Source organism: Pedobacter sp. 05L430 (genome assembly GCF_056397585.1).
The window spans coordinates 1-23,768 of the sequence record NZ_JBFTNT010000124.1; the positions used below are offsets into that span (position 1 = coordinate 1).

General features: G+C 34.5%; 20 protein-coding genes. 19 read left to right on the forward strand and 1 reads right to left on the reverse strand.

Translation table 11 applies throughout. The annotated features are described in order from the left end of the window. From AC1DG9_RS15930 to AC1DG9_RS16015, 18 genes are all read left to right on the forward strand, one after another. Positions 1–671, forward strand: a 671-nt coding sequence (locus AC1DG9_RS15930) for a nucleotide sugar dehydrogenase (protein ID WP_477634879.1), incomplete at its 5' end; no start/stop codon positions are given. Between the two features lie 12 nt (positions 672–683). Next, complete coding sequence (locus AC1DG9_RS15935; RefSeq protein ID WP_337718089.1) at positions 684–1,871, forward strand: UDP-N-acetylglucosamine 4,6-dehydratase; 1,188 nt, start codon at positions 684–686, stop codon at positions 1,869–1,871. Between the two features lies 1 nt (position 1,872). Then, a complete protein-coding gene (locus AC1DG9_RS15940) occupies positions 1,873–3,015 on the forward strand; it encodes a LegC family aminotransferase (protein WP_337718092.1) in 1,143 nt (380 codons plus the stop codon). A 97-nt stretch (positions 3,016–3,112) separates the two neighbouring features. Continuing rightward, a complete protein-coding gene (gene neuB / locus AC1DG9_RS15945; protein ID WP_337718094.1) occupies positions 3,113–4,126 on the forward strand; it encodes an N-acetylneuraminate synthase in 1,014 nt (337 codons plus the stop codon). Positions 4,127–4,128: 2 nt separating this feature from the next. Next, on the forward strand, positions 4,129–5,223 hold the full coding sequence (gene neuC, locus AC1DG9_RS15950; protein WP_337718096.1) for a UDP-N-acetylglucosamine 2-epimerase: 1,095 nt from the start codon (positions 4,129–4,131) through the stop codon (positions 5,221–5,223). A gap of 4 nt (positions 5,224–5,227) precedes the next feature. Further along, positions 5,228–6,274: a nucleotidyltransferase family protein gene (locus AC1DG9_RS15955; RefSeq protein WP_337718098.1), complete on the forward strand. Its 1,047-nt coding sequence runs from the start codon at positions 5,228–5,230 to the stop codon at positions 6,272–6,274. Positions 6,275–6,283: 9 nt separating this feature from the next. After that, entirely contained in the window at positions 6,284–6,973 is a 690-nt protein-coding gene (locus AC1DG9_RS15960) for an acylneuraminate cytidylyltransferase family protein (protein ID WP_337718100.1), read from the forward strand. A gap of 62 nt (positions 6,974–7,035) precedes the next feature. Continuing rightward, positions 7,036–8,493 (forward strand): MATE family efflux transporter, encoded by a 1,458-nt coding sequence (locus tag AC1DG9_RS15965; RefSeq protein WP_337718102.1) that lies wholly within the window; start codon positions 7,036–7,038, stop codon positions 8,491–8,493. A 17-nt stretch (positions 8,494–8,510) separates the two neighbouring features. Further along, the gene (locus AC1DG9_RS15970) at positions 8,511–9,533 is read left to right on the forward strand and encodes a hypothetical protein (RefSeq protein WP_337718104.1); all 1,023 of its coding nucleotides are present in this window, start codon (positions 8,511–8,513) and stop codon (positions 9,531–9,533) included. 8 nt (positions 9,534–9,541) lie between these two features. Beyond that, complete coding sequence (locus AC1DG9_RS15975; protein ID WP_337718106.1) at positions 9,542–10,042, forward strand: acyltransferase; 501 nt, start codon at positions 9,542–9,544, stop codon at positions 10,040–10,042. 102 nt (positions 10,043–10,144) lie between these two features. Further along, the gene (locus AC1DG9_RS15980) at positions 10,145–10,858 is read left to right on the forward strand and encodes a right-handed parallel beta-helix repeat-containing protein (protein WP_477634880.1); all 714 of its coding nucleotides are present in this window, start codon (positions 10,145–10,147) and stop codon (positions 10,856–10,858) included. Between the two features lie 2 nt (positions 10,859–10,860). Then, positions 10,861–11,973 (forward strand): hypothetical protein, encoded by a 1,113-nt coding sequence (locus tag AC1DG9_RS15985; protein ID WP_337718110.1) that lies wholly within the window; start codon positions 10,861–10,863, stop codon positions 11,971–11,973. Beyond that, complete coding sequence (locus AC1DG9_RS15990) at positions 11,970–13,106, forward strand: glycosyltransferase (RefSeq protein WP_477634881.1); 1,137 nt, start codon at positions 11,970–11,972, stop codon at positions 13,104–13,106. Before AC1DG9_RS15985 ends, AC1DG9_RS15990 begins: the two co-directional genes overlap by 4 nt. A gap of 91 nt (positions 13,107–13,197) precedes the next feature. Then, positions 13,198–14,292, forward strand: a complete 1,095-nt coding sequence (locus AC1DG9_RS15995; protein ID WP_337718114.1) for a glycosyltransferase family 4 protein — start codon at positions 13,198–13,200, stop codon at positions 14,290–14,292. Further along, complete coding sequence (locus tag AC1DG9_RS16000; protein WP_477634882.1) at positions 14,273–14,875, forward strand: sugar transferase; 603 nt, start codon at positions 14,273–14,275, stop codon at positions 14,873–14,875. Before AC1DG9_RS15995 ends, AC1DG9_RS16000 begins: the two co-directional genes overlap by 20 nt. After that, positions 14,876–15,484 carry an acetyltransferase gene (locus AC1DG9_RS16005; protein ID WP_337718118.1) on the forward strand — a complete coding sequence of 203 codons (609 nt, stop codon included), beginning with the start codon at positions 14,876–14,878 and terminating at the stop codon, positions 15,482–15,484. Then, on the forward strand, positions 15,484–16,611 hold the full coding sequence (locus tag AC1DG9_RS16010; RefSeq protein WP_337718120.1) for a DegT/DnrJ/EryC1/StrS family aminotransferase: 1,128 nt from the start codon (positions 15,484–15,486) through the stop codon (positions 16,609–16,611). Before AC1DG9_RS16005 ends, AC1DG9_RS16010 begins: the two co-directional genes overlap by 1 nt. 150 nt (positions 16,612–16,761) lie before the next feature. Next, positions 16,762–18,693, forward strand: coding sequence for a polysaccharide biosynthesis protein (locus tag AC1DG9_RS16015; RefSeq protein ID WP_337718122.1), 1,932 nt, complete (start codon positions 16,762–16,764; stop codon positions 18,691–18,693). A gap of 345 nt (positions 18,694–19,038) precedes the next feature. On the opposite strand, the gene AC1DG9_RS16020 is transcribed toward AC1DG9_RS16015, so the two are convergent. Then, positions 19,039–20,865, reverse strand: a complete 1,827-nt coding sequence (locus AC1DG9_RS16020; RefSeq protein WP_337718123.1) for an acyltransferase family protein — start codon at positions 20,863–20,865, stop codon at positions 19,039–19,041. A gap of 623 nt (positions 20,866–21,488) precedes the next feature. Between AC1DG9_RS16020 and glmS the strand changes: the two genes are divergently transcribed. Then, positions 21,489–23,327 (forward strand): glutamine--fructose-6-phosphate transaminase (isomerizing), encoded by a 1,839-nt coding sequence (gene glmS, locus AC1DG9_RS16025; RefSeq protein ID WP_477634883.1) that lies wholly within the window; start codon positions 21,489–21,491, stop codon positions 23,325–23,327. Positions 23,328–23,768 lie beyond the last annotated feature (441 nt).

The following is a 23,768-nucleotide window of genomic DNA, read 5'->3' on the forward strand; positions in this document are numbered from 1 at the left end:
CTATTAAGGTGGCAGAAGCAGCTAAGGTAATAGAGAATTCACAACGAGACATTAATATTGCCTTTGTAAATGAATTGGCTAAAATATTTAATAGATTGAATATTGACACCCATGCAGTATTGGAAGCTGCAGGTACGAAATGGAATTTCCTTCCATTTAAGCCAGGGCTGGTAGGCGGGCATTGTATTGGAGTTGATCCTTATTATTTAGCACAAAAGGCTCAAGAGCATGGATATCATCCCGAAATTATTTTAGCTGGGAGAAGACTAAATGATGGTATGGGTGAGTATGTTGCTCATGAGGTTGTTAAATTGATGGTGAAGAAAGATATACCAGTAAAAAACGCCAATATCCTAGTTCTTGGTATAACTTTTAAAGAGAACTGCCCAGATGTTCGGAACACTAAAGTCATTGATGTATTAAATGCGTTAAAGGACTATGATGCAAATATCACAGTTTATGATCCTTGGGCGGAACCTGCTGAAGTTAAGCATGAATATGGTTGGGATTCCATTAGAGAGCTAAACGACTTCAGAGATTACGATGCAATTGTTTTAGCGGTAGCACATGATCAATTTAAAAAATTAGACTTAATGGCTCTTTGCAAAGAAAACAAAGTAATTTACGATGTGAAAGGTATACTTGGTGATATTGCAGACGGTAAATTGTAATAATTTATACAGATGAATATTTTAAATCTAATTGGGCGAAATCAGGAGCTCTTTCCTGGCGATATTCGTAAACACGAAAGTGAACTAAAGAATATTGTCTCAAATTCAAAGTTCTTGGTTATTGGCGGAGCGGGATCTATTGGACAGGCGGTCACAAAAGAGATATTTAAACGAAATCCTCTAAAACTACATGTTGTTGATATTAGTGAGAATAACATGGTTGAATTAGTTAGAGATATTCGGAGTTCTTTTGGATATATCGGGGGCGATTTCCAGACCTTTGCTCTGGATATTGGCTCCGTTGAATATGATGCATTTATTGAAAGTGATGGTAAATATGATTACGTACTAAATCTGTCTGCTTTAAAACATGTACGTAGTGAAAAAGATCCGTTTACGTTAATGCGTATGATTGATGTAAATGTTTTTAACACTGATAAAACAATTCAGCAATCTATTGCCAAAGGGGTCAAGAAGTATTTTTGTGTATCGACTGATAAAGCTGCAAATCCAGTAAACATGATGGGAGCATCTAAGCGCATTATGGAAATGTTTTTGATGCGTAGAAGTAAAGATATAAATATCTCAACTGCACGTTTTGCAAACGTCGCTTTTTCAGACGGTTCATTGTTACATGGCTTTAATCAGAGAATTCAAAAACTACAACCAATAGTAGCGCCTAACGATATTAAACGATATTTTGTAATACCGAAAGAATCTGGAGAGCTTTGTCTGATGTCTTGCATTTTTGGTGAGAATCGCGATGTGTTCTTTCCTAAACTTAGTGAAAGTCTGCACTTGATCACCTTTGCAGATATTGGGGTTAAATATTTAAAAGAGTTAGGATTTGAGCCTTATTTATGCGAAAGTGAAGATGAGGCCAGAGAACTAATTAAAACATTGCCTAAAAAAGGACAATGGCCTTGCTTGTTTACCAATAGTGATACTACCGGGGAAAAGGATTTCGAAGAATTCTTCACCGAAAATGAAGTTTTGGATATGGAGAGGTTTGATAATCTAGGGGTAATAAAGAATGAATTTTATTTTAATGATGAACTGTTAAATTTGTTTTCGTCACGAATCAAAGAGCTGAAATCAAATAAATCGTGGTCTAAAGAAGATATTGTTGAATTATTCTTTAAGATGATCCCGGATTTTGGACATAAGGAAACAGGTAAATATTTAGATGCAAAAATGTAATATGAAGGATCTGAAAGATATTATTTCGTTTATTCAAAATTCATATAACACCAAAGAGTTCATTCCATTGCACGAACCCAGGTTTAGAGGTAATGAAAAAAAATATTTGCTGGATACTATTGATTCTACTTTCGTTTCTTCCGTAGGTGCATATGTTGATCGTTTCGAAGACATGATGCAAGTAGCGACTGGTTCACAGAAAGCAATTGCGGTTGTGAATGGCACAGCTGCGTTGCAGGTGGCTCTTCGACTTGCTGGAGTTGAATCAGGAGATGAAGTAATTACACAGGCACTAACTTTTGTAGCCACTGCTAATGCTATTGCTTATAATGGAGCAATCCCTGTTTTCGTTGATGTTGACCTTGACACAATGGGCTTATCTCCAATAGCAGTTGATGCATTTTTGGAAGAATATGCAGAACTTAGAGACGATGTCTGTTATAATAAAACAAGTGGCAGAAAGATTTCAGCTTGTTTGCCTATGCATACTTTCGGCTTTCCTGTTCATTTGGACAAGCTAATTACGGTTTGCAATAAATGGAATATCCCGTTAGTAGAAGATGCAGCCGAGTCTCTTGGGAGTAAATATAAGGGGCGTAGTACTGGAAGCTTTGGTAAGCTAGGCATATTCTCTTTTAATGGGAATAAAACAATAACCTGTGGTGGCGGTGGTGCCATTGTATCAAATGATCTTGAGATTGGAAAAAGAGCAAAGCATTTAACAACTACTGCTAAGAGACCCCATCCTTATGAGTTCTATCATGATGAATTAGGGTACAACTATAGAATGCCCAATCTAAATGCTTCATTAGCATGTGCACAATTAGAACAACTTCCATTAATGTTGCAAAGTAAAAGAGAATTGGCAGACATATATCATGATTTTTTTGCGGAACAGGGTGTGAATTTCAGAACAGAGCTTCCGGATACGAAAGCGAATTACTGGCTGATGTGTGTAGAACTGGAAAATAAAGTAGAGAGAGATCTTTTCTTAAAAGAAACTAATGAAAATAAAGTAATGACACGTCCTATCTGGCAACTAATGTATCGCTTGCCGATGTACAATCATTGTCAACGCGATGATCAGAAAAATGCTGAGTTTTTAGAAGAGCGAATTGTAAATATACCAAGCAGTGTTCGATAAGATTCACATGATAGGAATGTCAGGTCGAGGGGGTGTTATAGCTGATATAGTTCATGTACGCCAATCATAAAATTGCAGGTAATCCAGATATAATGATATGAAAAAGGAAAGTGTAATAATTATTGCAGAAGCAGGAGTAAATCATAATGGAAGTTTGGAAAATGCCTTTCGCCTTGTTGATGCAGCAGTTGATGCTGGTGTGGATTACGTAAAATTTCAAACCTTTAAAGCTTCAAATTTAGTTTCTATAAAGGCAAAGAAAGCTGAATATCAAATAGAAAATACTAAAAATAGTACGGAATCGCAATTGCAAATGCTTCAAAAGCTTGAGCTTTCGGAAGATGATCACGAAAAGATCATCGCATATTGCAATTTGAAGAATATTAAATTCTTCTCCACTGCATTTGATTTAGATTCTTTGGAATACCTGTCAAAAATAGGTATGGATATGGTTAAAATTCCATCTGGAGAAATCACTAACCTTCCTTACCTGAGAAAGGCCGGGAATTTATTTAAGAGAGTCATCATTTCAACGGGGATGGCTACTTTGAATGAAATAAAAGATGCTGTTGCTGTTTTTGTCAATGTTGGAATTAAAAAAGAAGACATTACAATATTGCACTGTAATACGGAATATCCTACACCGATGAAGGATGTGAACCTGTTGGCTATGTTACATATTGGAAAGGAATTTAAAACTTCCATTGGTTATTCTGATCATACGCTAGGAATTGAAGTTCCAATTGCTGCCGTTGCTTTGGGAGCTGTGATGATTGAGAAACATTTTACTTTGGACAAAAATATGGAAGGCCCTGATCATAGAGCTTCTCTAGAGCCTGCAGAACTTAAAGCCATGTCTTTAGCGATTCGTAATATTGAGCTGGCTATTGCTGGTTCRGGATTAAAAGAGCCTTCAGAATCGGAAATGAAAAATATCGCTATTGCAAGAAAAAGTATTGTAGCGAAAACAGATATAAACAAGGGAGATGTGTTTTCAGAGGAAAATCTAACGGTCAAGCGTCCTGGTGATGGTATTTCTCCAATGAGATGGGATGATCTTATGGGTAAGATTGCGATGGAAGACTTTGAAGCTGATGATTTAATTCGATAGACATGAAAATCGCAGTATTAACAAGTTCAAGAGCTGATTACGGGATTTATCTGCCTTTATTAGAGCAAATAAAAGAAAGCCCGGATTATACCCTGGAAATTATAGCTTTTGGTACTCACTTATCTAAATATCATGGGTATACAATAGACAACATTAAGGAAGACGGCTTTGAAAATATTTATGAAATTTCATCTCTTCTTACAAATGATGATGAAACTTCAATTTCTACCGCTTACGGCTTAACAGTATTAAAATTTGCAGATTTTTGGAGGAGTCATCAATTTGACTGGGTATTTTGCCTGGGCGACCGATATGAAATGTCGGCAGCTGTTCAAGCTGGCATACCTTATGGTGTAAAATTTGCACATATTCATGGCGGAGAGACTACTTTGGGTGCAATAGATAATATTTATCGTCACCAAATATCTTTGGCTTCTAAAAAGCACTTTCCAGCTACTGAAGTTTTTGCAAAAAGAATTGAAGAATTAGTTGGTAGCTCTGAGAATATTTTTGCCGTAGGTTCTTTATCTATTGATGAGCTGGCGGAGATGCCGATACCTACTGAATCAGATTTCCGGGAAAAATATCAGATCAAAGATGAGTTTGCCTTATTAACTTTTCACCCCGAAACAGTTTCTCCTGAGAAGAATGTTGAGTATGCGACTGAAATGCTGAATGGCCTGAAGGAGATTTCTAAGGGAATTTTGCTTGTAATCACAATGCCAAATGCTGATACATTTGGAACAATCTACCGTGATGCTTTATTCAAGTTAAGAGAGTTGACAGCAGAGCGTGTAATTCTAATAGAGAACTTTGGCAAGTTAAATTATTTTGCAGCCATGCGTTATTGCAAACTGCTGATTGGAAATACATCCAGCGGAATTATTGAAGCCGCATCATTTGGTAAATACGTATTAAATGTAGGCGACAGACAAAAAGGAAGAGCTCAAAGCGATAATATAATAAATGTTCCATTCTCCGCCACCGAAATGGTTAGGGCATTTTTTCTTGCTTTAGAAAGAAAAAATTTTAAAGGAAATAATATTTATTATCGTTCCGGCACCGTGAACTTAATACTTAATAACCTGAAAAGTTAGCAATATGAGAAATTATAAAGATCATTTAATTCCATTTAATAGCAAAATAATGCAAGCCCTTGTCCAGTTGGATTATCTTGCTAAAGATGCAATATTATTTGTAGTAGATGAAGAAGATAAGCTAATTGGTTCATTAACGGATGGAGACGTTAGGCGTGGTTTAATAAAAGGAATGGCGACATCRGATCCTGTTAGCAATATCATTCAGTCTAATCCGCGTTATCTTCGAAAAGGAGAAATGGATATAGATAAGGTTATTGAGTACCGGGAAGGTAATTTTCGAATTCTTCCAATCCTTGACAAAGATAGTAGGGTGGTTAATGTGATTAATTTCAGGGAAACGAGATCCTATCTCCCTGTTGATGCAGTTATTATGGCTGGAGGCAGAGGGCAAAGGCTTAAACCATTAACGGATACTACGCCTAAACCTCTTCTAAAGATTGGCAATAAACCGATCATGGAACATAACGTAGATCGTTTGGCGCTATATGGAATTGATGATTTTTGGTTTTCTGTAAAATATTTGGGAGAACAAATTGAAAATTATTTTGGTAATGGAGAGAATAAGAATGTTCTAATCCGGTACGTTTGGGAAGATGAACCATTGGGTACGATAGGTGCTGTCTCGAAGATTAATGATTTTGAGCATGATTACGTGCTAGTTACTAATTCCGATGTTTTGACAAACCTGGATTATGAACACTTTTTTTTAGATTTCATCAAAAAAGATGTTGATTTTGCAGTGGTGACCATCCCTTATGAGGTAAATATACCGTATGCAGTTTTGGAAACTACAGATGGTCATGTACAAAGTTTTAAGGAAAAACCTACTTATACATATTATTCTAACGGAGGGATTTACCTGATGAAAAGGGAAGTTCTGAAGTATCTGCCTAAAGAGTCTTATTTTGATACAACAGATCTCATGGAAAAGTTGTTGGCTGAAGGCTGTAAAGTGCTGTCTTATCCATTGGCAGGTTATTGGTTAGATGTTGGAAAACATGAGGACTTTGAAAAGGCTCAAAAGGATATTTTACAAATTAAATTTTAGAACTTTCATATGTTAGCCATTATTCCAGCTAGAGGCGGTTCAAAAGGGTTGCCAGACAAAAATATAAAAATGCTTAACGGAAAGCCTCTGATTGCATATACAATTGAAGCTGCCATCTCAGCTAAGTACGTTTCAAAAGTGATAGTAAGTACCGATAGTGAAAAAATAGCTGCTGTCGCTATTTCTTATGGAGCGGAATGCCCATTTATGCGCCCTGATCATTTAGCTGACGATAATTCTCGATCTATTGATGTATACAGATATACAATTAAAGAATTAGAGAACAAAGAAGACATCCTTATTAATGAGTTTATAGTTTTGCAACCAACAAGTCCCTTTAGGACAGGTCAAGACATTGATGATGCTATTAAATTGTTTAAAGATAGAAATGCAGACTCAATCGTTAGCTATTGTAAAGAACATCATCCTATTAAATGGCACAAATACATTGATGAAAGCGGGAGATTTGAAAATATTTTTGAGAATGTAGCAACTAATCGTCAATTAGAAAGAACTTCGTATTTTCCAAATGGGGCAATTTACATCTTCAAAACCCATTTAATTGAGAATGATAATTATTACACAGAAAACTCATTCGCATATTTGATGGATGCGATAAAATCAGTCGATATAGATACAATCGATGATTTTAATTTTGCAGAGTTTTTGATGGGTAAACAAACCAAAGGAAGAAAATAAAAACAAATTATCTGTAGTTTTTATAGCCATTTAATTTAAAATTATTATTAAATATTTGAAATGTGAGTAAAAGTCTAATTAAAAAAGTATTGGGAAACAAGATAATTGTTTATTTATCTAGTCGATATCTCATCTATTTACTGCAGTTTATAAATTCCATAATAATTGCAGTGAATTTGGGGCCCTATTATTTAGGAGTTTGGGGCTTTTCGAATTTAATAATTCAATATTTTAATCAAATTGATTTTGGAGTAACTCAATCATTTAACGCATTGGGATCAATACACAAGGAGGACAATGAATATGTATCAGAATTATTGGGGTCAACTATTATTATTGAATTTGTTCTCTGCGCCTTAGCATGTATGTTTTTAATCCTTATTCAGAATTCAAGTATTGGTCTTGGTGATAAGTACAATTTTTCACACTATTATTTAGTCGTAATCCTAAGTATTATCCTCAATTACTTTGTCCCGACGCTCTTGTCGTTATTGAGAATTTATGGGGATATTCAGATTATTTCAATTTGTCAGAGTTTATTGCCAATTCTGAACTTCTTATTTATGTTTTTCTTTAAAGGTGAGGTTCTTTTATTAATAATGTTATGGCTTGTACCCGTATCATTAATATTGACAGTTGCTTTATGTCTTATAAAATTACCGATCAAGATAAAATTTAGTTGGAATTTTGAATTAACTAAAAAGCTTATGAAAAAAGGGCTTCATCTGTTTCTTTATAGCTCCAGCTTCTATTTTATCCTTTACTCTACGCGTTCATTTGTTAGTATGAAATATACTGTAGAAGAATTTGGATTATTTACTTTTGCTTTCTCTTTAGCTAATGCAATTATTTTATTGTTTAAATCATTTTCATTCTTGGTATTTCCAAAATTAATTAATCGTTTATCAAAAAGTGGTAAGGACGCTTTAGCTTTAATTTCAGGCCCGAGACAAGAGTATATGACAATGACTCATTTAGTTGCCCATCTCGCAATACTCTTTTTCCCTTTGTTCATTTATTTTATACCGAAGTACACTGGTGCTGTTTCTATGTTTAGCCTGACTGTTTTAGGTCTTATTATATATAATAATTGCTATGGATTTCAGGAGCTCCTTATAGCTAAAGGCAGAGATAGAAAACTAGGTTCAATAGCATTTATTTCTTTAACTGTAAATGTTATAGCGGGGTTAATATTAGTCTTTTATTTCTTTGTGCCCCCTCATATAGCAATATTTTCAATTGTAATTTCTTATTTCACTTTTCTTTTTTTACTAGCTATTGCTTGTAGAAGTATTTTGGAAATACCTGTAGATTATAAAGAAATAATTATGGATGCTTTCCCCATAAGATTACTTGTGCCGTATTTATTTAGCATGTACGTGTCATTATCTTCCTATAATAACTACTTCCTCTATATTATTGTTCTATTAATATTTTTGGTTTTAAACCGTAAAGAGTTATTAAATATAAAAAAGACAATAGTTGTGATATTGAACAATCCGAATCTTGTTAACGTTTAACTATTTAACAATTTAATATGAATAAATTAAAAGAATTTATACAATTATTAAAGAGATACGTTCTTATTAAAGAGCTTCTCCCATATCACAGGAAAGGCTTTAATCGTGTCTTTAAATTTGTTATGGTCAGAGATTATAAAACAGCCTTACTTATGCTTAATGAGACTCTTAAATCAATAATAGCTATAAAGGGTTCAGTAAAAGATGGCTATAACTATTTAAATACTAAAAGTATTTCGGATAATAAAAAGTCAGATACGCTGTTTATATTAGGTAGTGGCCCGAGTATAAACGAAATAACAGATGAAGAATGGTCTTATATAAAGAAAAATGAATCATGGGGATTTAACTTTTGGTTTTGTCATGATTTTATCCCATCCGCTTACATTATCCAATCTGTTTATAGAAGAAGTGATGACAAGCAAAAGGCATTTGCCGATAGCTTAGATCAATTAATGACAGATATGTTGACAGATAAAAAAGAGAGGTACACTAAAGTGAATTTTTTTGCGAGAGGAGATGGTGTCAATAACCAAAAATTCTTTAATTCAAAAATTGGCACGTTTATAAAGAACAACTTTAGGGAAAATATTTTTCTAATGCCGGAATGCCCAATTAGTTCTAAAAATAAGGTTAATCCATACCTCTTTATGCAAGTGTTAAACAAGAATGGATTTCTCACTTCTACGAAAGAAGTATTACCGATTCCAAAATTCGGTAGCACAATAGGGGAGTTAATTCCCTTAGCTCTTATTCTGGGATTTAAGAAGATCGTCCTTTGTGGAATAGATATGAATGATGGGGCACATTTTTATGATAAAGAAATTAATTATGAGAAGTATCCTATGCTTAGGACGCTTAGCGAACTAAATAATAATAGAGAGAAGCACGAACATATGGATTCTTCTACACGCTTATATACAGTGAAAGACATAGTTATTGAACAAAATCGCTTTGCAACGGAGAATATGGGGGCGAAAATTTATACATTTAAAACATCAAGTTCCTTATATCCAGATATTTCTAAATTTGAATATTAAATAGAAGAATGAAAATATTAAGTTTATATAGTCAAATTAGATCGTACTTTTGGACGTACTTGGTACGTAAAAGTTGCGGATCGTATAAAGGTAGAGTAAAGGCCAATAGAAAAACCATCGTTAATAAAAATGTACATTTAGGTTCAAATGTAAATTTTAACGGGATGCTAATATCAAAAGGGGGAATTGTACAAATTGGAGATAATTTTCATTCTGGAGCTGAATGCAGAATTATTGCTCAGAACCACAACATTAATGGAGATGCAATCCCTTACGATAAAACATATATTAAAAGAAATGTTACTATTAAGGATAATGTTTGGATTGGTCATAGAGTAATTATTCTAGGAGGGGTAACCATTGGTGAAGGTGCTATTATTCAGGCCGGAAGTGTTGTTGTAACCGATATCCCTGATTTTGGTATTGCAGGTGGGCATCCAGCTAAAGTTTTTAAATATAGAGATCAAGATCATTATCGTAATTTAAAAAACCAGGAAAAATTTCATTAAAACATTAAATATCATGAGAGTAATTGATTCCATTTCTTTGCCTAATAGAACTTTTAGATTCAAGAGAATGCATTCGACATTTTTTAGTCTGATATTTATAGGATGTATATATCTATACGTGGCTCAAAAAATATTTCGATAATTGGAGGGCAAATAAATAATTGCTGGGGAGACGGTATATATGTTGGGAATGATAATGGAGTGACGAGTGAAGCAGTGAGTATATCTTATACCCGAATTAGTAATAACAGGAGAAATGGGATCTCAATTACCTCTGGAAGAAATATTACCCTTGATAATTTGTATGTATCGAATACAAATGGCACTGCTCCGCAAAGTGGTATTGATATTGAGCCTAATAACCCGTCTGACATTATAGAAAATATCAAAGTCAACGGAATAGTAACAGAAAATAATGCTGGAGATGGAATTTCAGTTATTCTATCTGGACTTGTTCCTAAGAATATGACACGCTCAGGAATCAAAAAAGATGTTCAAATAACAATTGCTGATCATATAGATGTGAAATCTAAATCGGGAATGCGTATTAATGGAAGACTCAAGAACCCGAATTCAAACAATATGATTTTAAACGGAAGTATTAATGTTATAAATCCTAAATGGTATGGACAGAGTGACCCAATGATTTTCGGGCCATCTAAGGAAAGAGAAAAGGTTATGGAGTGGGGATTTATTCCCAAAATAAATATTAGTAATCCTATGATTTATGACAAGGGAGGAAAAATCGTTGATAAAGACAATTCCTTTGTTGAAAAAGTCAGATTGAAGAATAAAAATCTAAAAATAAACCAGTAAGGATGTTGCCTTTAAAAAAAGTACAGTTCGATTTACCTTCACTAATTGTAACACTTTTCCTAGCCTTAGAAATCCTAAGCTTTTTCTTTTTAAATAAATCATTTTTTGATTTTGCATTCATTTTTATAGGGTTAGTAATTTTTGCCACGCAGTTCAAATACATCGTCAATTATAAAATTGGCATGTTTATGCTATTTTTAATCACTGCAGGTTATTCTTTCTTTATTCTTTATGCTTTCCAGGGTCGCATTACGACGATTCCACTAAGGCTAATTATGCATTTTTCGTTGCTAATATTATTAATTCGTTACAGGATTAATCAATTATATATTAAAATTTTATTATATATTTTCGTCGCATATACTTTTTTTTATACTCTTGTTTTAGGTCAAACCTTAAGAGGGATGCTGGCAGGTGGTAGTGAGAATTTTGTGGGATGGTTAGCCTTGTCTTTGGGGGTATATTATTATCTTTTGTGTTATGTTAATAAAGATAAAATGAAATTGCAAGTTGCAATTGTCGTTCTAATTGCTGCAATTAGTTACCTTGGAAGAGGGACGATTGGTGGGGCTATAATACTATTTGCAGCTGTTACTTTTTACTTAATCTCGAGCAAACCACTAAAGTATAAAATATTTGTTTTCCTCGTTATTTCTTTATTTTCAACTGTACTTCTTTTAAGTGATACAATATCAGAGATCTCCAATTTAGCATTTAGGAAATTCAATGAAAAGGGGATAGATTTGGATGAGAGGGATATGATTCTTCGTGACTATATTGATAGAATTAATCTTCAGACTTTTTTTACTGGAATATCACCGGATCATTACCCCTTTACCCTCCATCATGGGAACTTTCATAACTCCTATTTATTAGTTCACTCGCAATTTGGACTCATTGGAGCGATGTTCATTGGCCTTATTTTACTTACATTTTTGCTGAAAATCTGGAAATCACCTTTTCTATGCCTGTTGCTACTGTCAATTTCCCTTAGGGTATTTACAGATGTTATAGCATACATTGGTTACATTGACTTCTTTATATTTTATCATTTATACATCATCTGGAATAATAATTATCTAAAAAAACGTATGAAATTAAATTTTGTAAAATGAGAATTCTAACTCTGGTCAATTCATTGAATATGGGTGGAGTTGAAAAGACTTTGCTTAATTGTCTGCCTTACTTAGGCAAAAATGGGGATAGCCTAATTATATGTTGTTTCCAAACCCATRGGGAACTGGAAAAGAGATTTCTGGAAAATGGTGTGGAAATTGTAAGTATAAAAAAAACTGGAAGTATTTTGTTGGATTGCATCCAGTTGCTCAAAGTAATAAAAAAATATAAAATCGATATAGTTCATAGCAGATTCAGTTATACTTCAGGAGGCTTTGTATTAGCTGCTTTTTTTATGAATAGATCAAGCATAGTGTCTATTCATAGTTCAAAACCAGTTGGTTTTGGAAAGTACAAGAATATTTTTCCTATTGGATTTCTTTTAAAACAACAACTTAAGCTTCATAAATTGATCGTTCTCGGTCTAGCTGATAGAATAGTAGGACATTCACGTGCAAATTTGAATGTTAATTTTAAAAATTGGGATAATAATAAGAAATTTAAAGTAATTCACAATGGCGTTGACTTTATAGAGCTAAGTGGCGGGGCTATTGATAGTTCAATTTTAAATGATTTTATAAAAAATAGCCGATTTAATATTCTGCACATTGGTTCCATGCGATCGCCAAAGAACCATATGTTCTTATTGGATTGTTTTAAATTATTGGAGCCAAAAAAAAATGACTATAGACTTATACTGGTAGGTGGGGGAGAGTTGAGCTCGGCAATTACGCTAAAAATAGAGGAGTTAGAATTGAATGATTATGTTTATTTAGCGGGCTTTGACTCAAATATTGGAACATACTTATCTGTAGCAAACATGTTTTTTTTCCCTTCCATCATCGAAGGATTTGCAAATGTACTTGTGGAGGCTCAATATATGAAAGTGCCAATTTGCGCTTCTAATCTTCCTGCGTTTGACGAATCGGTATATCATGAGTATCACAAATATTTTTTTGATCCACACAATCATAATGATGCAATTGATTCTTTTAAGCGGTTAAAATTTGATATCGATAATGGTAATTTAAAAGAGACCATAGAAAACGCACGAAAATATGCTATTGATAATTTCGAGGTTACGAGCATGGCCAACTCCTTATTAAGTTTGTACAACGAATTAAATAGATAATCAATATTTTCAAGTAAGAATGTTAAAGCTATTTAGAATTACTACTGTCCCAATTTCGTTAAAGACTCTTTTAAAAGGACAACATCAATTTATGTCAAAATACTATGATGTTACAGGGGTGTCTTCAGCAGGAAGTGAATTGGAAGATGTTGCGAAAGATGAAGGTATTAAAGTAGTGGGTTTAGAGATGACACGCGTAATTTCACCATTCAAAGATTTATGTTCATTAGTGAATATGGTTAGACTTTTTAAGAAGGAAAAACCATTCATTGTCCATACTCATACACCAAAAGCTGGCATTGTGGGAATGTTTGCAGCAAAGATTGCTGGTGTGCCAGTCCGATTACACACTGTAGCGGGATTACCACTGATGGAAACCATGGGTGTTAAGAGAAGAGTATTAAATTTTGTGGAAAAATTCACATATAGTTGTGCAACTGCAGTGTATCCCAACTCAAACGGGTTATATGATTTTATTGTAAAAGAACGCTTTGCCTCACCCAACAAATTAAACGTCATTGCCAATGGGAGTTCAAATGGCATAAATACTTCCTTTTTCTCATCTCAACATTATAGCCTGAACCAAAAATTAGAATTAAGAAAAACTTTGGGGATTGACAAGAATGATTTTGTATTTATTTTTGTCGGTCGTTTGGTCGGTGATAAGGGTATAAATGAACTCATAGAAGCTTACAAGAAAATTAGCAATGAAATTAATAATACTAAACTCTTATTGGTTGGTCCAGTGGAGCACGAGTTAGACCCATTAATTACAAGTACTTTGATGGAGATTGAAAATAATCCCAATATCATTTCCGTAGGCTATCAAACAGATGTTCGACCCTATTTCTTGGTTTCTGATGTATTAGTGTTTCCCAGTTACCGAGAAGGTTTCCCCAATGTGGTAATGCAAGCTGGCTCAATGGGGCTTCCTTCAATTGTTTCCGATATAAATGGTTGTAATGAGATAATAATAGAGGGAGAAAACGGAATCATTATACCACCAAAAGACAAAAAAGGCATATATGAAGGAATGATAAGACTTCTTAGTGACAGAGATTTAATGAACAAATTGAAAAGTAATTCAAGAAAAATGATCGTTGAAAGATACGAGCAGAAGGTTGTTTGGGATGCTTTATTACTTGAATATAAGAGATTAGAAAAAGATGTACAAAAATATAATTAAAAGGCTCTTAGACTTCATAGTTGCTTCAATGGGATTTCTTTTTTTATTGCCTGTACTCTTTTTAGTGACATTGTTATTATTTCTAGCCAATCAGGGTAAACCATTTTTTTTTCAAGTTAGGCCAGGGAGACATGGAAAACTGTTTAAGATAATCAAGTTCAAGACTATGAACGACAGAAGAGGTTCGAATGGACAGCTCTTATCTGATAAAGAACGGCTAACAGCAGCAGGATCCTTTGTTCGTAAAACATCTCTGGATGAAATACCCCAGCTGTTGAATGTAATTAAAGGTGATATGAGTTTAGTAGGGCCAAGACCATTACTCCCTGAATACCTGMCTCTATATTCAAAAGACCAAAATAGGCGACATGAAGTTCGCCCAGGTATTACTGGTTGGGCGCAAATAAATGGGCGAAATGCGATTGGTTGGGCGCAAAAATTTGAATTGGATGTATGGTATGTAGATAATCTAAGTTTTTGGTTAGATTTGAAAATCATATTGTTAACTATTAAAAAGGTGATAGTTAAAGAGGGGATATCATCTGATACCTCAGTAACTATGGAAAAATTTACTGGAAATTAAATGCACGTTATAGGAGCAGGAGGACACTCCAAAGTTATAGTTGATATATTATTGGAATCTCACATTCAAATTAATGGAGTATGGGATGAAAATCCTGATCTTAAAGTATTCATGGGATACCCTGTTCGTGGGAATTTTGATGCATTTAAAAAAGTGAAAACTGATAAGGTAATCATCGCGATAGGCAGCAATCTGATTAGAAAAAGAATTTCAGGTGAAATACCTGAAAACACTGCGGTAGCGATTCATCCGAAAAGTGCAATATCAAAGTATTCTTCAATTGGGATTGGGACAGTCATAATGCCGAACGCAACAATTAATGCTGGCTCAATAATTGGGGTATACGTAATTGTTAATACTAATTCCTCTGTAGACCATGATTGTAATCTTGGCGATTTTGTGCACATCTCGCCGCAGGCTGCTCTAGGGGGAAATGTGACAGTAGGAGAAGGTACCCACATTGGCATTGGTGCTAGCGTTATACAAGGAATAAAAATAGGTAAATGGGCAACGATTGGTGCCGGATCAGTGGTGATAAGAGATGTTCCAGATTACGCCGTAGTAGTGGGTAATCCTGGAAGAATAATTAAATACAATAAACTAACATAATGAACGATAAAATATGGCTTTCTTCTCCACACATGGGAGATAATGAACTTAAATATGTTACCGAAGCTTTCAAAACTAATTGGATTGCCCCTCTTGGTCCTCACGTTGATGGCTTTGAGAATGACCTCGCTGCCTATACTGGTTCAAAATATGCCGCGGCCTTAAGTTCCGGAACTTCTGCGATTCACCTTGCTTTAATTATGCTGGGTGTTAAAGCAGGCGATGAAGTGATTTGTCAATCTATGACTTTTTCTGCAAGCGCCAATCCTATTTCATATGTAGGAGCAACACCAGTTTTTGTAGATAGCGAGAAGGAAACCTGGAATATGTGTCCGGATTTATTACGCGAAGCCATCACAGACCGAATTGCAAAAGGCAACAAGCCTAAGGCGATTATCCCTGTACATTTGTATGGGATGCCTGCCCAAATGGATAAAATTATGGCCATTGCGAACGAATTTGAGATTCCAGTTATCGAAGATGCTGCGGAAGCTCTTGGTTCAAGTATCAATGGAAAAGCGATGGGCACTTTTGGCCTAATGGGTATCCTCTCATTTAATGGGAATAAAATTATTACAACCTCTGGTGGGGGCGCTTTAATTTCTGATCAGGAAGAATATATTAAGCAAGCCCGGTTTTTGGCAACTCAAGCAAGAGATAAAGCACATCACTATGAGCATAGTGTTATTGGTTATAACTATAGAATGAGCAATGTTTCTGCAGGAATTGGTAGAGGGCAAATGGAAGTTTTGCAGGAGCGCGTAGATAAAAGAAGATCGAATTTTGAATTTTATAAAAAAGAATTAACTGTGTTTGAAGGCCTAAGTGTTTTAGAAGAGCCTCAAGGTTATTTTTCAAACAGATGGTTGAGTACAATTCATGTGGATCCTGCTAAAACTAAAGGGGTTAACAAAAAGAGTCTTTACAATATACTTTTAGAAGACAACATTGAAAGTAGACCGCTTTGGAAACCGATGCATATGCAGCCTGTTTTTGCAACTAGTCCTTTTTATGGCAATGGAGTCTCTGAAGAGTTATTCCGCAATGGTTTATGTCTTCCTTCGGGATCAAATTTAAGTGATGAAGATTTAGAGAGAGTAATAAAAGGGATCTCAAGGGTATTTTAAATATTTTATAAACACCAAAAAGCCTTAATTACTAATTAATTAAGGCTTTTTGCTTTACATTTTTTATGGTTTAATAAATACCTATTTATGGGTATTTAAAATTTGGTTTAATTATTGTTAGTTTGCTTTCGGATAAAAATCGCCCAATGAATGTTCACTAAACTAGAAATCGTACCGCGCTGGATTATATTCACAATAGATATTTGCTTGAGTATATTTGCACTCGTGCTTGCAAAAGTTCTTAAAAATAATTTTATAATAGAAAATATAAATTTATTAGCTTTATATAAATCGGTATTACTTGTTGTTGTGGTAAATACCCTCGTTTTTTTTAATATTAAAACTTTTGCTGGTATCGTTCGATATACAAGTGCCCAGGACTCGTTCAGAATTCTATTTGCGGTAGTGTTAAGTTCTCTTACAATTTTCTTTTCAAATGCAATTATTATCGTATTAGGAGGGGATCGAATTCTTAGCAATGTTACTATAATTATTTACTCCTTATTTAGTTTCCTGTTCTTAATAACCTACAGAGTGATTGTAAAGTACTTTTTTATGTACATAAAAAACGCTAAGCTGGACAAGATCAGGATAATTATCTATGGTGCCGGTGAAGCAGGAGTTGCTACCAAGAGAACTTTTGATCATGATGCCAAGGTAAATAAAACAATCATTGCCTATGTTGATGATGATCTGCGGAAGGTTGGTAAGACCATTGATGGAGTTAAGATTCTTGATGCAGCCACGCTTGAGACCTTAATCATCAAACACGAAGTGGATGAAGTGATATTTGCATCTTATACCATCCCCTCGGATAGAAAAGAGCAAATCGTTGATGTTTGTTTGGAGAACGATGTTAAGATACTTAATATCCCACCACCGGATGTTTGGGCGCGTGGTGATGTAAGTACGGCACAGATTCAGAACCTCAACATAGAAGATCTATTAAACAGAAAGCCAATCCAAATCGATACTGAGGGTATAAAAAATCAATTAAAAGATAAAAGGATTCTAATTACTGGTGCTGCGGGATCTATTGGCAGCGAAATAGTAAGACAAGTATTGAAATTTGAATCGGGCTTGATCATTCTATGTGATCATAGCGAGACTGCTTTGCATCACCTATATCTTGAACTTGAGGAAACCCATAAAGACATTAATTTCCATGCCTTCATTGGCGATGTGAAAGACGAGAAACGTATGAATTTCTTGTTTGATACCTTTAAGCCCCACTACGTATATCATGCGGCAGCATATAAACATGTGCCTATGATGGAAGATAATCCGGCAGAGGCCATTAAAACTAATGTGCTGGGCACAAAAACAATTGCTGACCTATCGGTAAAGCATGGTGTTCAGAAATTTGTTATGATCTCTACCGATAAGGCAGTTAACCCGACAAATATAATGGGTGCGTCTAAACGTATTGCGGAGATCTATGTGCAATCATTGAACAACTCCTTAACCACTAATGATTTTGTATTCTCAAATGGATTAGGATACATTAATGATTTAAATGTAAAACCGATTACCAGATTTATTACTACCCGTTTCGGAAATGTATTAGGCTCTAATGGATCAGTAATTCCAAGGTTTAAACAGCAAATAGAAAAAGGTGGCCCTGTAACGGTTACCCATCCAGAGATTACCCGTTATTTTATGACCATCCCTGAAGCATGCAGGTTAGTGCTTGAAGCAGGTTGCATGGGTAAAGGTGGAGAGATCTTTGTTTTCGATATGGGTAAATCTGTTAAAATTGTTGAACTGGCTAAGAAGATGATTCGTCTTGCAGGTTTGGTGCCTAATGAAGATATAAAAATCACTTACTCTGGCTTAAGGCCAGGTGAAAAATTATACGAGGAGCTTTTGAATGATAATGAAAACACCATGCCTACGCATCATGAAAAGATCATGATTGGCAGAGTGCGTGAGTATGTTTTCAATGAAATAGAAGCCCAGATTTATAAACTTGTGGAACACGCTGTAATCAACGATAACAGAAAAGTCGTTATCCAAATGAAAACTATTGTTCCGGAGTTTAAAAGCAAGAACTCTAAGTTTGAAGAGTTTGATGTTGTATAGGAAAGGGGTGTTGTCCTATAATTTTCAATTTGTAATTTATTACGATAGAAATGAACATATTCTACCACTTATATTTAAGTTTCATCCTGTTTTAGCCTAATCATTAAAGTCTGCACCGTCCCTAAGATCTATTTTTATTTCACTTACTGTATTTAAATTATATACGGAAAGTTTTAGGATCTTCACGGCTGAATATAATAAGATCCAAAAAGTTACTCCCAATATCTCTTAGTGGCAGAAGTTAAGGTTTATAGCCTTAAGTATGCTGTTGCTTATTATAATTTGGTATAAATAGGTGTTGATTTGATTCGGGATATTGAAGTTTAGATTGATTGGAAATACTTATTAATTTCTCTCTATTAAAGTATTCAAAGTTTCCATAAATTCGTTCTCTGTATTTTCCGCATAAACCCTAGAGCCATATGCATTCAGATGACCTTTATCATAGTACATGAGGGTGTCTCTATAAAATGGAGCATTTTCAAATACCCTACTTTTTCCTAGATTTAGATAGTAGCAATTGGAATTCGCGTTTATAATTTTCAAAATTTGCGGAGACATTGTTTTAAAGCTTATCTCGTAATTCTGGTTTCTATTAGGATTTTTTACTACTCCCCTATTTTCTCTTACGGGATTTTTATTTACTGAAGGATAGTCAGAAAGAACAATTAAACTTTGATTAGATTTTAAACCATCAATCAAATTTTTTATGGCAGGGATCCATAATTCGCCGCTTCCGGAGAATTGCAAAATAATGATATCTGTTTTTGGAATGATCTTGTTCACTTCATTAATTAAGTCTTGATATTGGATATAATATCTGTGTTCTTTAATCGTTTCCTGTGTAAGCCCGGGTAATGTAGGATACCTATCATTTGTTGCCGTTTTAAAAGAGAATGAATTCTTCTTTCCTAAAATATCTAAATAATTCTTCATTCCTAATGCATGACTGTCACCTATCAATAATATTTTTTTTCCTGTATAGGAGGTATCGCCATATGTCTCAACTGATTTAAATGTCTTTCCATGAGATTCCAAGCCAATCGTTGGAGCTATATATTCAATGGGAAGTTTTATAAGCTTTTTATTCATCCARGGAATATAATTTATTAAAGCGACGATAGTAAAAGAAATATATGCAAAAGGAAGATAAAATTTCGCGCCTGTGGCGTTTCTAAAAGTTCTTTCAATAAGAAAATAGGACAATAAAGAGAGTAAAATGGTTAATGAAATAACCAAGAATATTTGAATAGTATTAAAATCGTTAATACCATAATAGTACCTAATAAATGCCATTATAGGCCAATGCCATAAATAAACTGAATACGAGACCTCACCAAGAAAAACAAATGATTTATTTGCTAGTATGCTGTTGATTCTATTGTTGGAGGATATTAAAATTAATACAGTTCCTATGCAAGGAATAGCAGCTAAACTTCCAGGGAAAAATGATGTTTCATTAATCAAGAAGGAACTCGCACCAATTATTAATATTCCAATTAAGCTTACCCACAAAGAATTACTTTTTACGAAACTATTATTCCTTAGGGGGAGTAAAGTTGCTAATACTCCTATAAAAAATTCAGGACTTCTGGCTAATAAAGAATAATACATAGAACCTTTATTATTGGATAAAACTTCAAACGTTCCATATCCTAGGAATATTAAAGTGATTATTGTTAAGGTTAGGATTAGTATCTTTTTATTTTTTATAAAGAGTAACAGAATAGGTAAGAATAGATAAAACTGCATTTCCACTGCAAGTGTCCAAGTATGCAAAATTGGATTTTCATTACTTGATGCTCCAAAATAATTGTCCAATGTCGCGAAATAATTATTTGAGTTAAATATAGCTGACCAAAAAAGCCCTTTTCTTAAACCTGCTATATCACTTGGAACAAATATAAATGCTGAAATTGCTGCTAATGCAATTAATAATACTAAATACGCCGGGACAATTCTTTTTATCCGGCCATAATAGAAATCTAGCAAAGAAAATTTATTATTATCTATCTTATGTAAAACAATTGATGAAATTAAGTAACCTGAAATGACAAAAAATATATCCACTCCAATAAAACCACCTGGTAAAATTTGAGGCGAAAGATGGAAAGTAAAAACCAGTAAAACAGCAATTGCCCTTAAACCTTGAATATCATTTCTAAATTCCATATTAATAAGATGCTTTTTGGGTGGTAAATATATGAAAATTGTAATATAAAGAAGGTTTAAATATTAACTCCTGTGTTATTAAACTGGAATAGATGTATTACAAGGATCAGGAAAATTCTAACGGTTTATCTAGGGTCACCATCGTGATAAAGTTGAATTTTCATTTGTTCTTTCGAAAGAATTTCAGATACCTAACAAGAAACATGTGGATGATAATGAAAGCAAAATTTCACGCATTATGAAAAGATTATGATTGGCAGAGTCAATTAGTGTGTTCAATGAAATAGGGTCCAGGTCAATGAACTTGCGCGACACGTTGTAATTAATGATAACAGAAAAAGTGGCTATCCAAAAGGAAACAATTGTTCCGGAGCTTAAGTATTAAAAACACAAAAAAGTTGCAATGACATCATGCTATAGTTTGCCCAGTCATTTCGATAGGAGAAATGATTAAGTGGTGCTGACGAGCAGTGGGAATGCTGTAGCGCGGTAAAACATGCAAACGTTTGATTTTGCCATTGGGCCCCGATTTTTAGAAAAAAGGATTATAAAATTCAAGTTTAAAGCTGTAAATTCGACAAATTTTATTACCCATTTTTTATTTATTTACCTATTGAAAAAATATGTGTGGAATAGTTGGTTACATAGGCCATAGAGAAGCCTGGCCTTTAGTTATTAAAGGATTAAAGCGGTTAGAATATCGCGGTTACGATAGCGCTGGTATAGCACTAATCAATAATGACGGTTTGAATATATACAAGAAAGCCGGAAAAGTACAGGAACTTGAAAATTTTGCTGAAGGCAAAAACCTTTCTGGAACCATTGGTATCGGACATACCAGATGKGCAACACATGGTGCTCCGTCTGACAGAAATTCGCACCCGCACACTTCGCATAGTGGCGACTTATCCATCATCCATAACGGAATCATTGAAAATTATGCTACCCTGAAAGAAATGCTGATCAGCAAAGGGCATGAGTTTAACAGTGATACGGATACTGAAGTATTGATTCACTTGATTGAAGAAATCTATAAAGAGGAAAACATCGACCTGCTGGAAGCAGTAAGGCTTGCCCTTCATGAAGTGAGCGGAGCTTATGCCATCGTTGTAATGGACGAAGCAAAGCCTGATCAGCTGATTGCAGCAAGAAAAGGTAGTCCTATGGTTATCGGTGTTGGCCAGGGTGAATATTTTATCGCTTCTGATGCGACACCAATTGTAGAATATACTAAAAACGTGATCTACCTGAACGATAACGAAATCGCATTTTTAAAACGCGATGAGTTAATGATCAAAAGGCTAGATAACGTGGTGCAGACTCCTTATATCCAGGAGCTGAACTTGAAATTGGAAATGCTTGAAAAAGGTGGTTACGATCACTTCATGCTTAAAGAGATTTATGAGCAGCCACGTTCAGTTAGAGATTGTTTAAGAGGTCGTATCTATCCTAACGAAGGAAGGGTGCAGCTTGGTGGAATCAGCGAGTTTGCGCATAAACTGAAAAATGTAGATCGCATTATCATTGTGGCCTGCGGTACTTCGTGGCATGCCGGATTAGTTGGCGAATACTTAATTGAAGAGTACTCCAGAATTCCTGTTGAAGTTGAATATGCTTCGGAATTCAGATACAGAAACCCGATCATTACCGAGAAAGATGTAGTAATTGCGATCTCTCAATCGGGAGAAACTGCTGATACCATGGCTGCTATTGAAATGGCCAAAGAAAAAGGGGCAACTATTTTCGGGGTATGTAATGTGGTTGGTGCGTCTATTCCACGTCTTACACATGCTGGTGCGTATACCCATGCCGGTCCTGAAATTGGTGTGGCTTCAACTAAAGCCTTTACTGCCCAGGTTACCGTGTTAACTTTGATCGCTTTCCACCTTGCACAACAGAAAGGAACCTTAACAAGCTCAAAATTAACAGAGTTGTTAACCGAATTGGATAACATCCCTCAGAAAATTGAAAAAGCACTGCAATCAGAAGGCCTGATAAAAGAAATCTCCGCTAAATTTAAAGATTCAAGGAACTGCTTGTTCTTAGGCAGAGGGAGTGGTTTCCCTGTAGCATTGGAAGGTGCATTAAAGCTTAAGGAGATCTCGTACATCCATGCCGAGGGTTATCCTGCTGCAGAAATGAAACACGGTCCTATCGCCTTAATTGACGAGGAGATGCCGGTTGTGGTTATTGCAACCAAAAACTCATCTTACGAAAAAGTAATCAGCAACATTCAGGAAGTTAAAGCCAGAAAAGGAATTGTTTTGGCAATTGTAACAGAAGGTGATACCGAAGTTAGAAAAATGGCAGATTATTGCATTGAGATTCCTGATGCAAGTGAAGCGTTCTTGCCTTTATTGGCTACTATACCATTGCAACTATTGTCTTACCACATTGCAGTAATGAGAGGCTGTAATGTAGATCAACCAAGAAATCTGGCCAAATCGGTTACAGTAGAGTAACATAAATCATTTTAATGATGTTAAAGGGTCCCAATTGGGACCCTTTTTGTTTACATATATTTTTTATGTGGTTTATTTTAAGTTTTTTATGTTAATTTATGGTTGTTTTAATGTTAATTGTGACTTTTATTAATGATTTTTCTTAATTTTTTGTAATAATCTCAGTATATTTGGTCAATCATTCCTCTTTTTATTGCAATTATTGTGCTTTTTGGGATGATTACGTAGTAATTACTTATGATTGCATGTGAAATGAAGATAAACTATGTATTAAGTTTCTGTTATGTTTGGATTTTTTTAATATTCATTCCTTTTTTAGTCTTTATTTTCATTTTTCTTCAAGATTTTGTAATTACTTGCTCAAATAAATTACGCACCTCTTTTTGTCGGAACACTTTTTTAGAATCTACCTATTATAGACTATTGCTACCTACCTATGAG

Excerpts from the sequence above, each read along its gene's own strand:
- AC1DG9_RS15935 (WP_337718089.1), top strand. The coding sequence starts at position 684 with ATGAATATTTTAAATCTAATTGGGCGAAATCAGGAGCTCTTTCCTGGC.
- AC1DG9_RS15940 (WP_337718092.1), top strand. The coding sequence starts at position 1,873 with ATGAAGGATCTGAAAGATATTATTTCGTTTATTCAAAATTCATATAAC.
- neuC (WP_337718096.1), top strand. The coding sequence starts at position 4,129 with ATGAAAATCGCAGTATTAACAAGTTCAAGAGCTGATTACGGGATTTAT.
- AC1DG9_RS15960 (WP_337718100.1), top strand. The coding sequence starts at position 6,284 with ATGTTAGCCATTATTCCAGCTAGAGGCGGTTCAAAAGGGTTGCCAGAC.
- AC1DG9_RS15970 (WP_337718104.1), top strand. The coding sequence starts at position 8,511 with ATGAATAAATTAAAAGAATTTATACAATTATTAAAGAGATACGTTCTT.
- AC1DG9_RS15975 (WP_337718106.1), top strand. The coding sequence starts at position 9,542 with ATGAAAATATTAAGTTTATATAGTCAAATTAGATCGTACTTTTGGACG.
- AC1DG9_RS15980 (WP_477634880.1), top strand. The coding sequence starts at position 10,145 with ATGTATATATCTATACGTGGCTCAAAAAATATTTCGATAATTGGAGGG.
- AC1DG9_RS15985 (WP_337718110.1), top strand. The coding sequence starts at position 10,861 with ATGTTGCCTTTAAAAAAAGTACAGTTCGATTTACCTTCACTAATTGTA.
- AC1DG9_RS15995 (WP_337718114.1), top strand. The coding sequence starts at position 13,198 with ATGTCAAAATACTATGATGTTACAGGGGTGTCTTCAGCAGGAAGTGAA.
- AC1DG9_RS16005 (WP_337718118.1), top strand. The coding sequence starts at position 14,876 with ATGCACGTTATAGGAGCAGGAGGACACTCCAAAGTTATAGTTGATATA.
- AC1DG9_RS16010 (WP_337718120.1), top strand. The coding sequence starts at position 15,484 with ATGAACGATAAAATATGGCTTTCTTCTCCACACATGGGAGATAATGAA.
- AC1DG9_RS16015 (WP_337718122.1), top strand. The coding sequence starts at position 16,762 with ATGTTCACTAAACTAGAAATCGTACCGCGCTGGATTATATTCACAATA.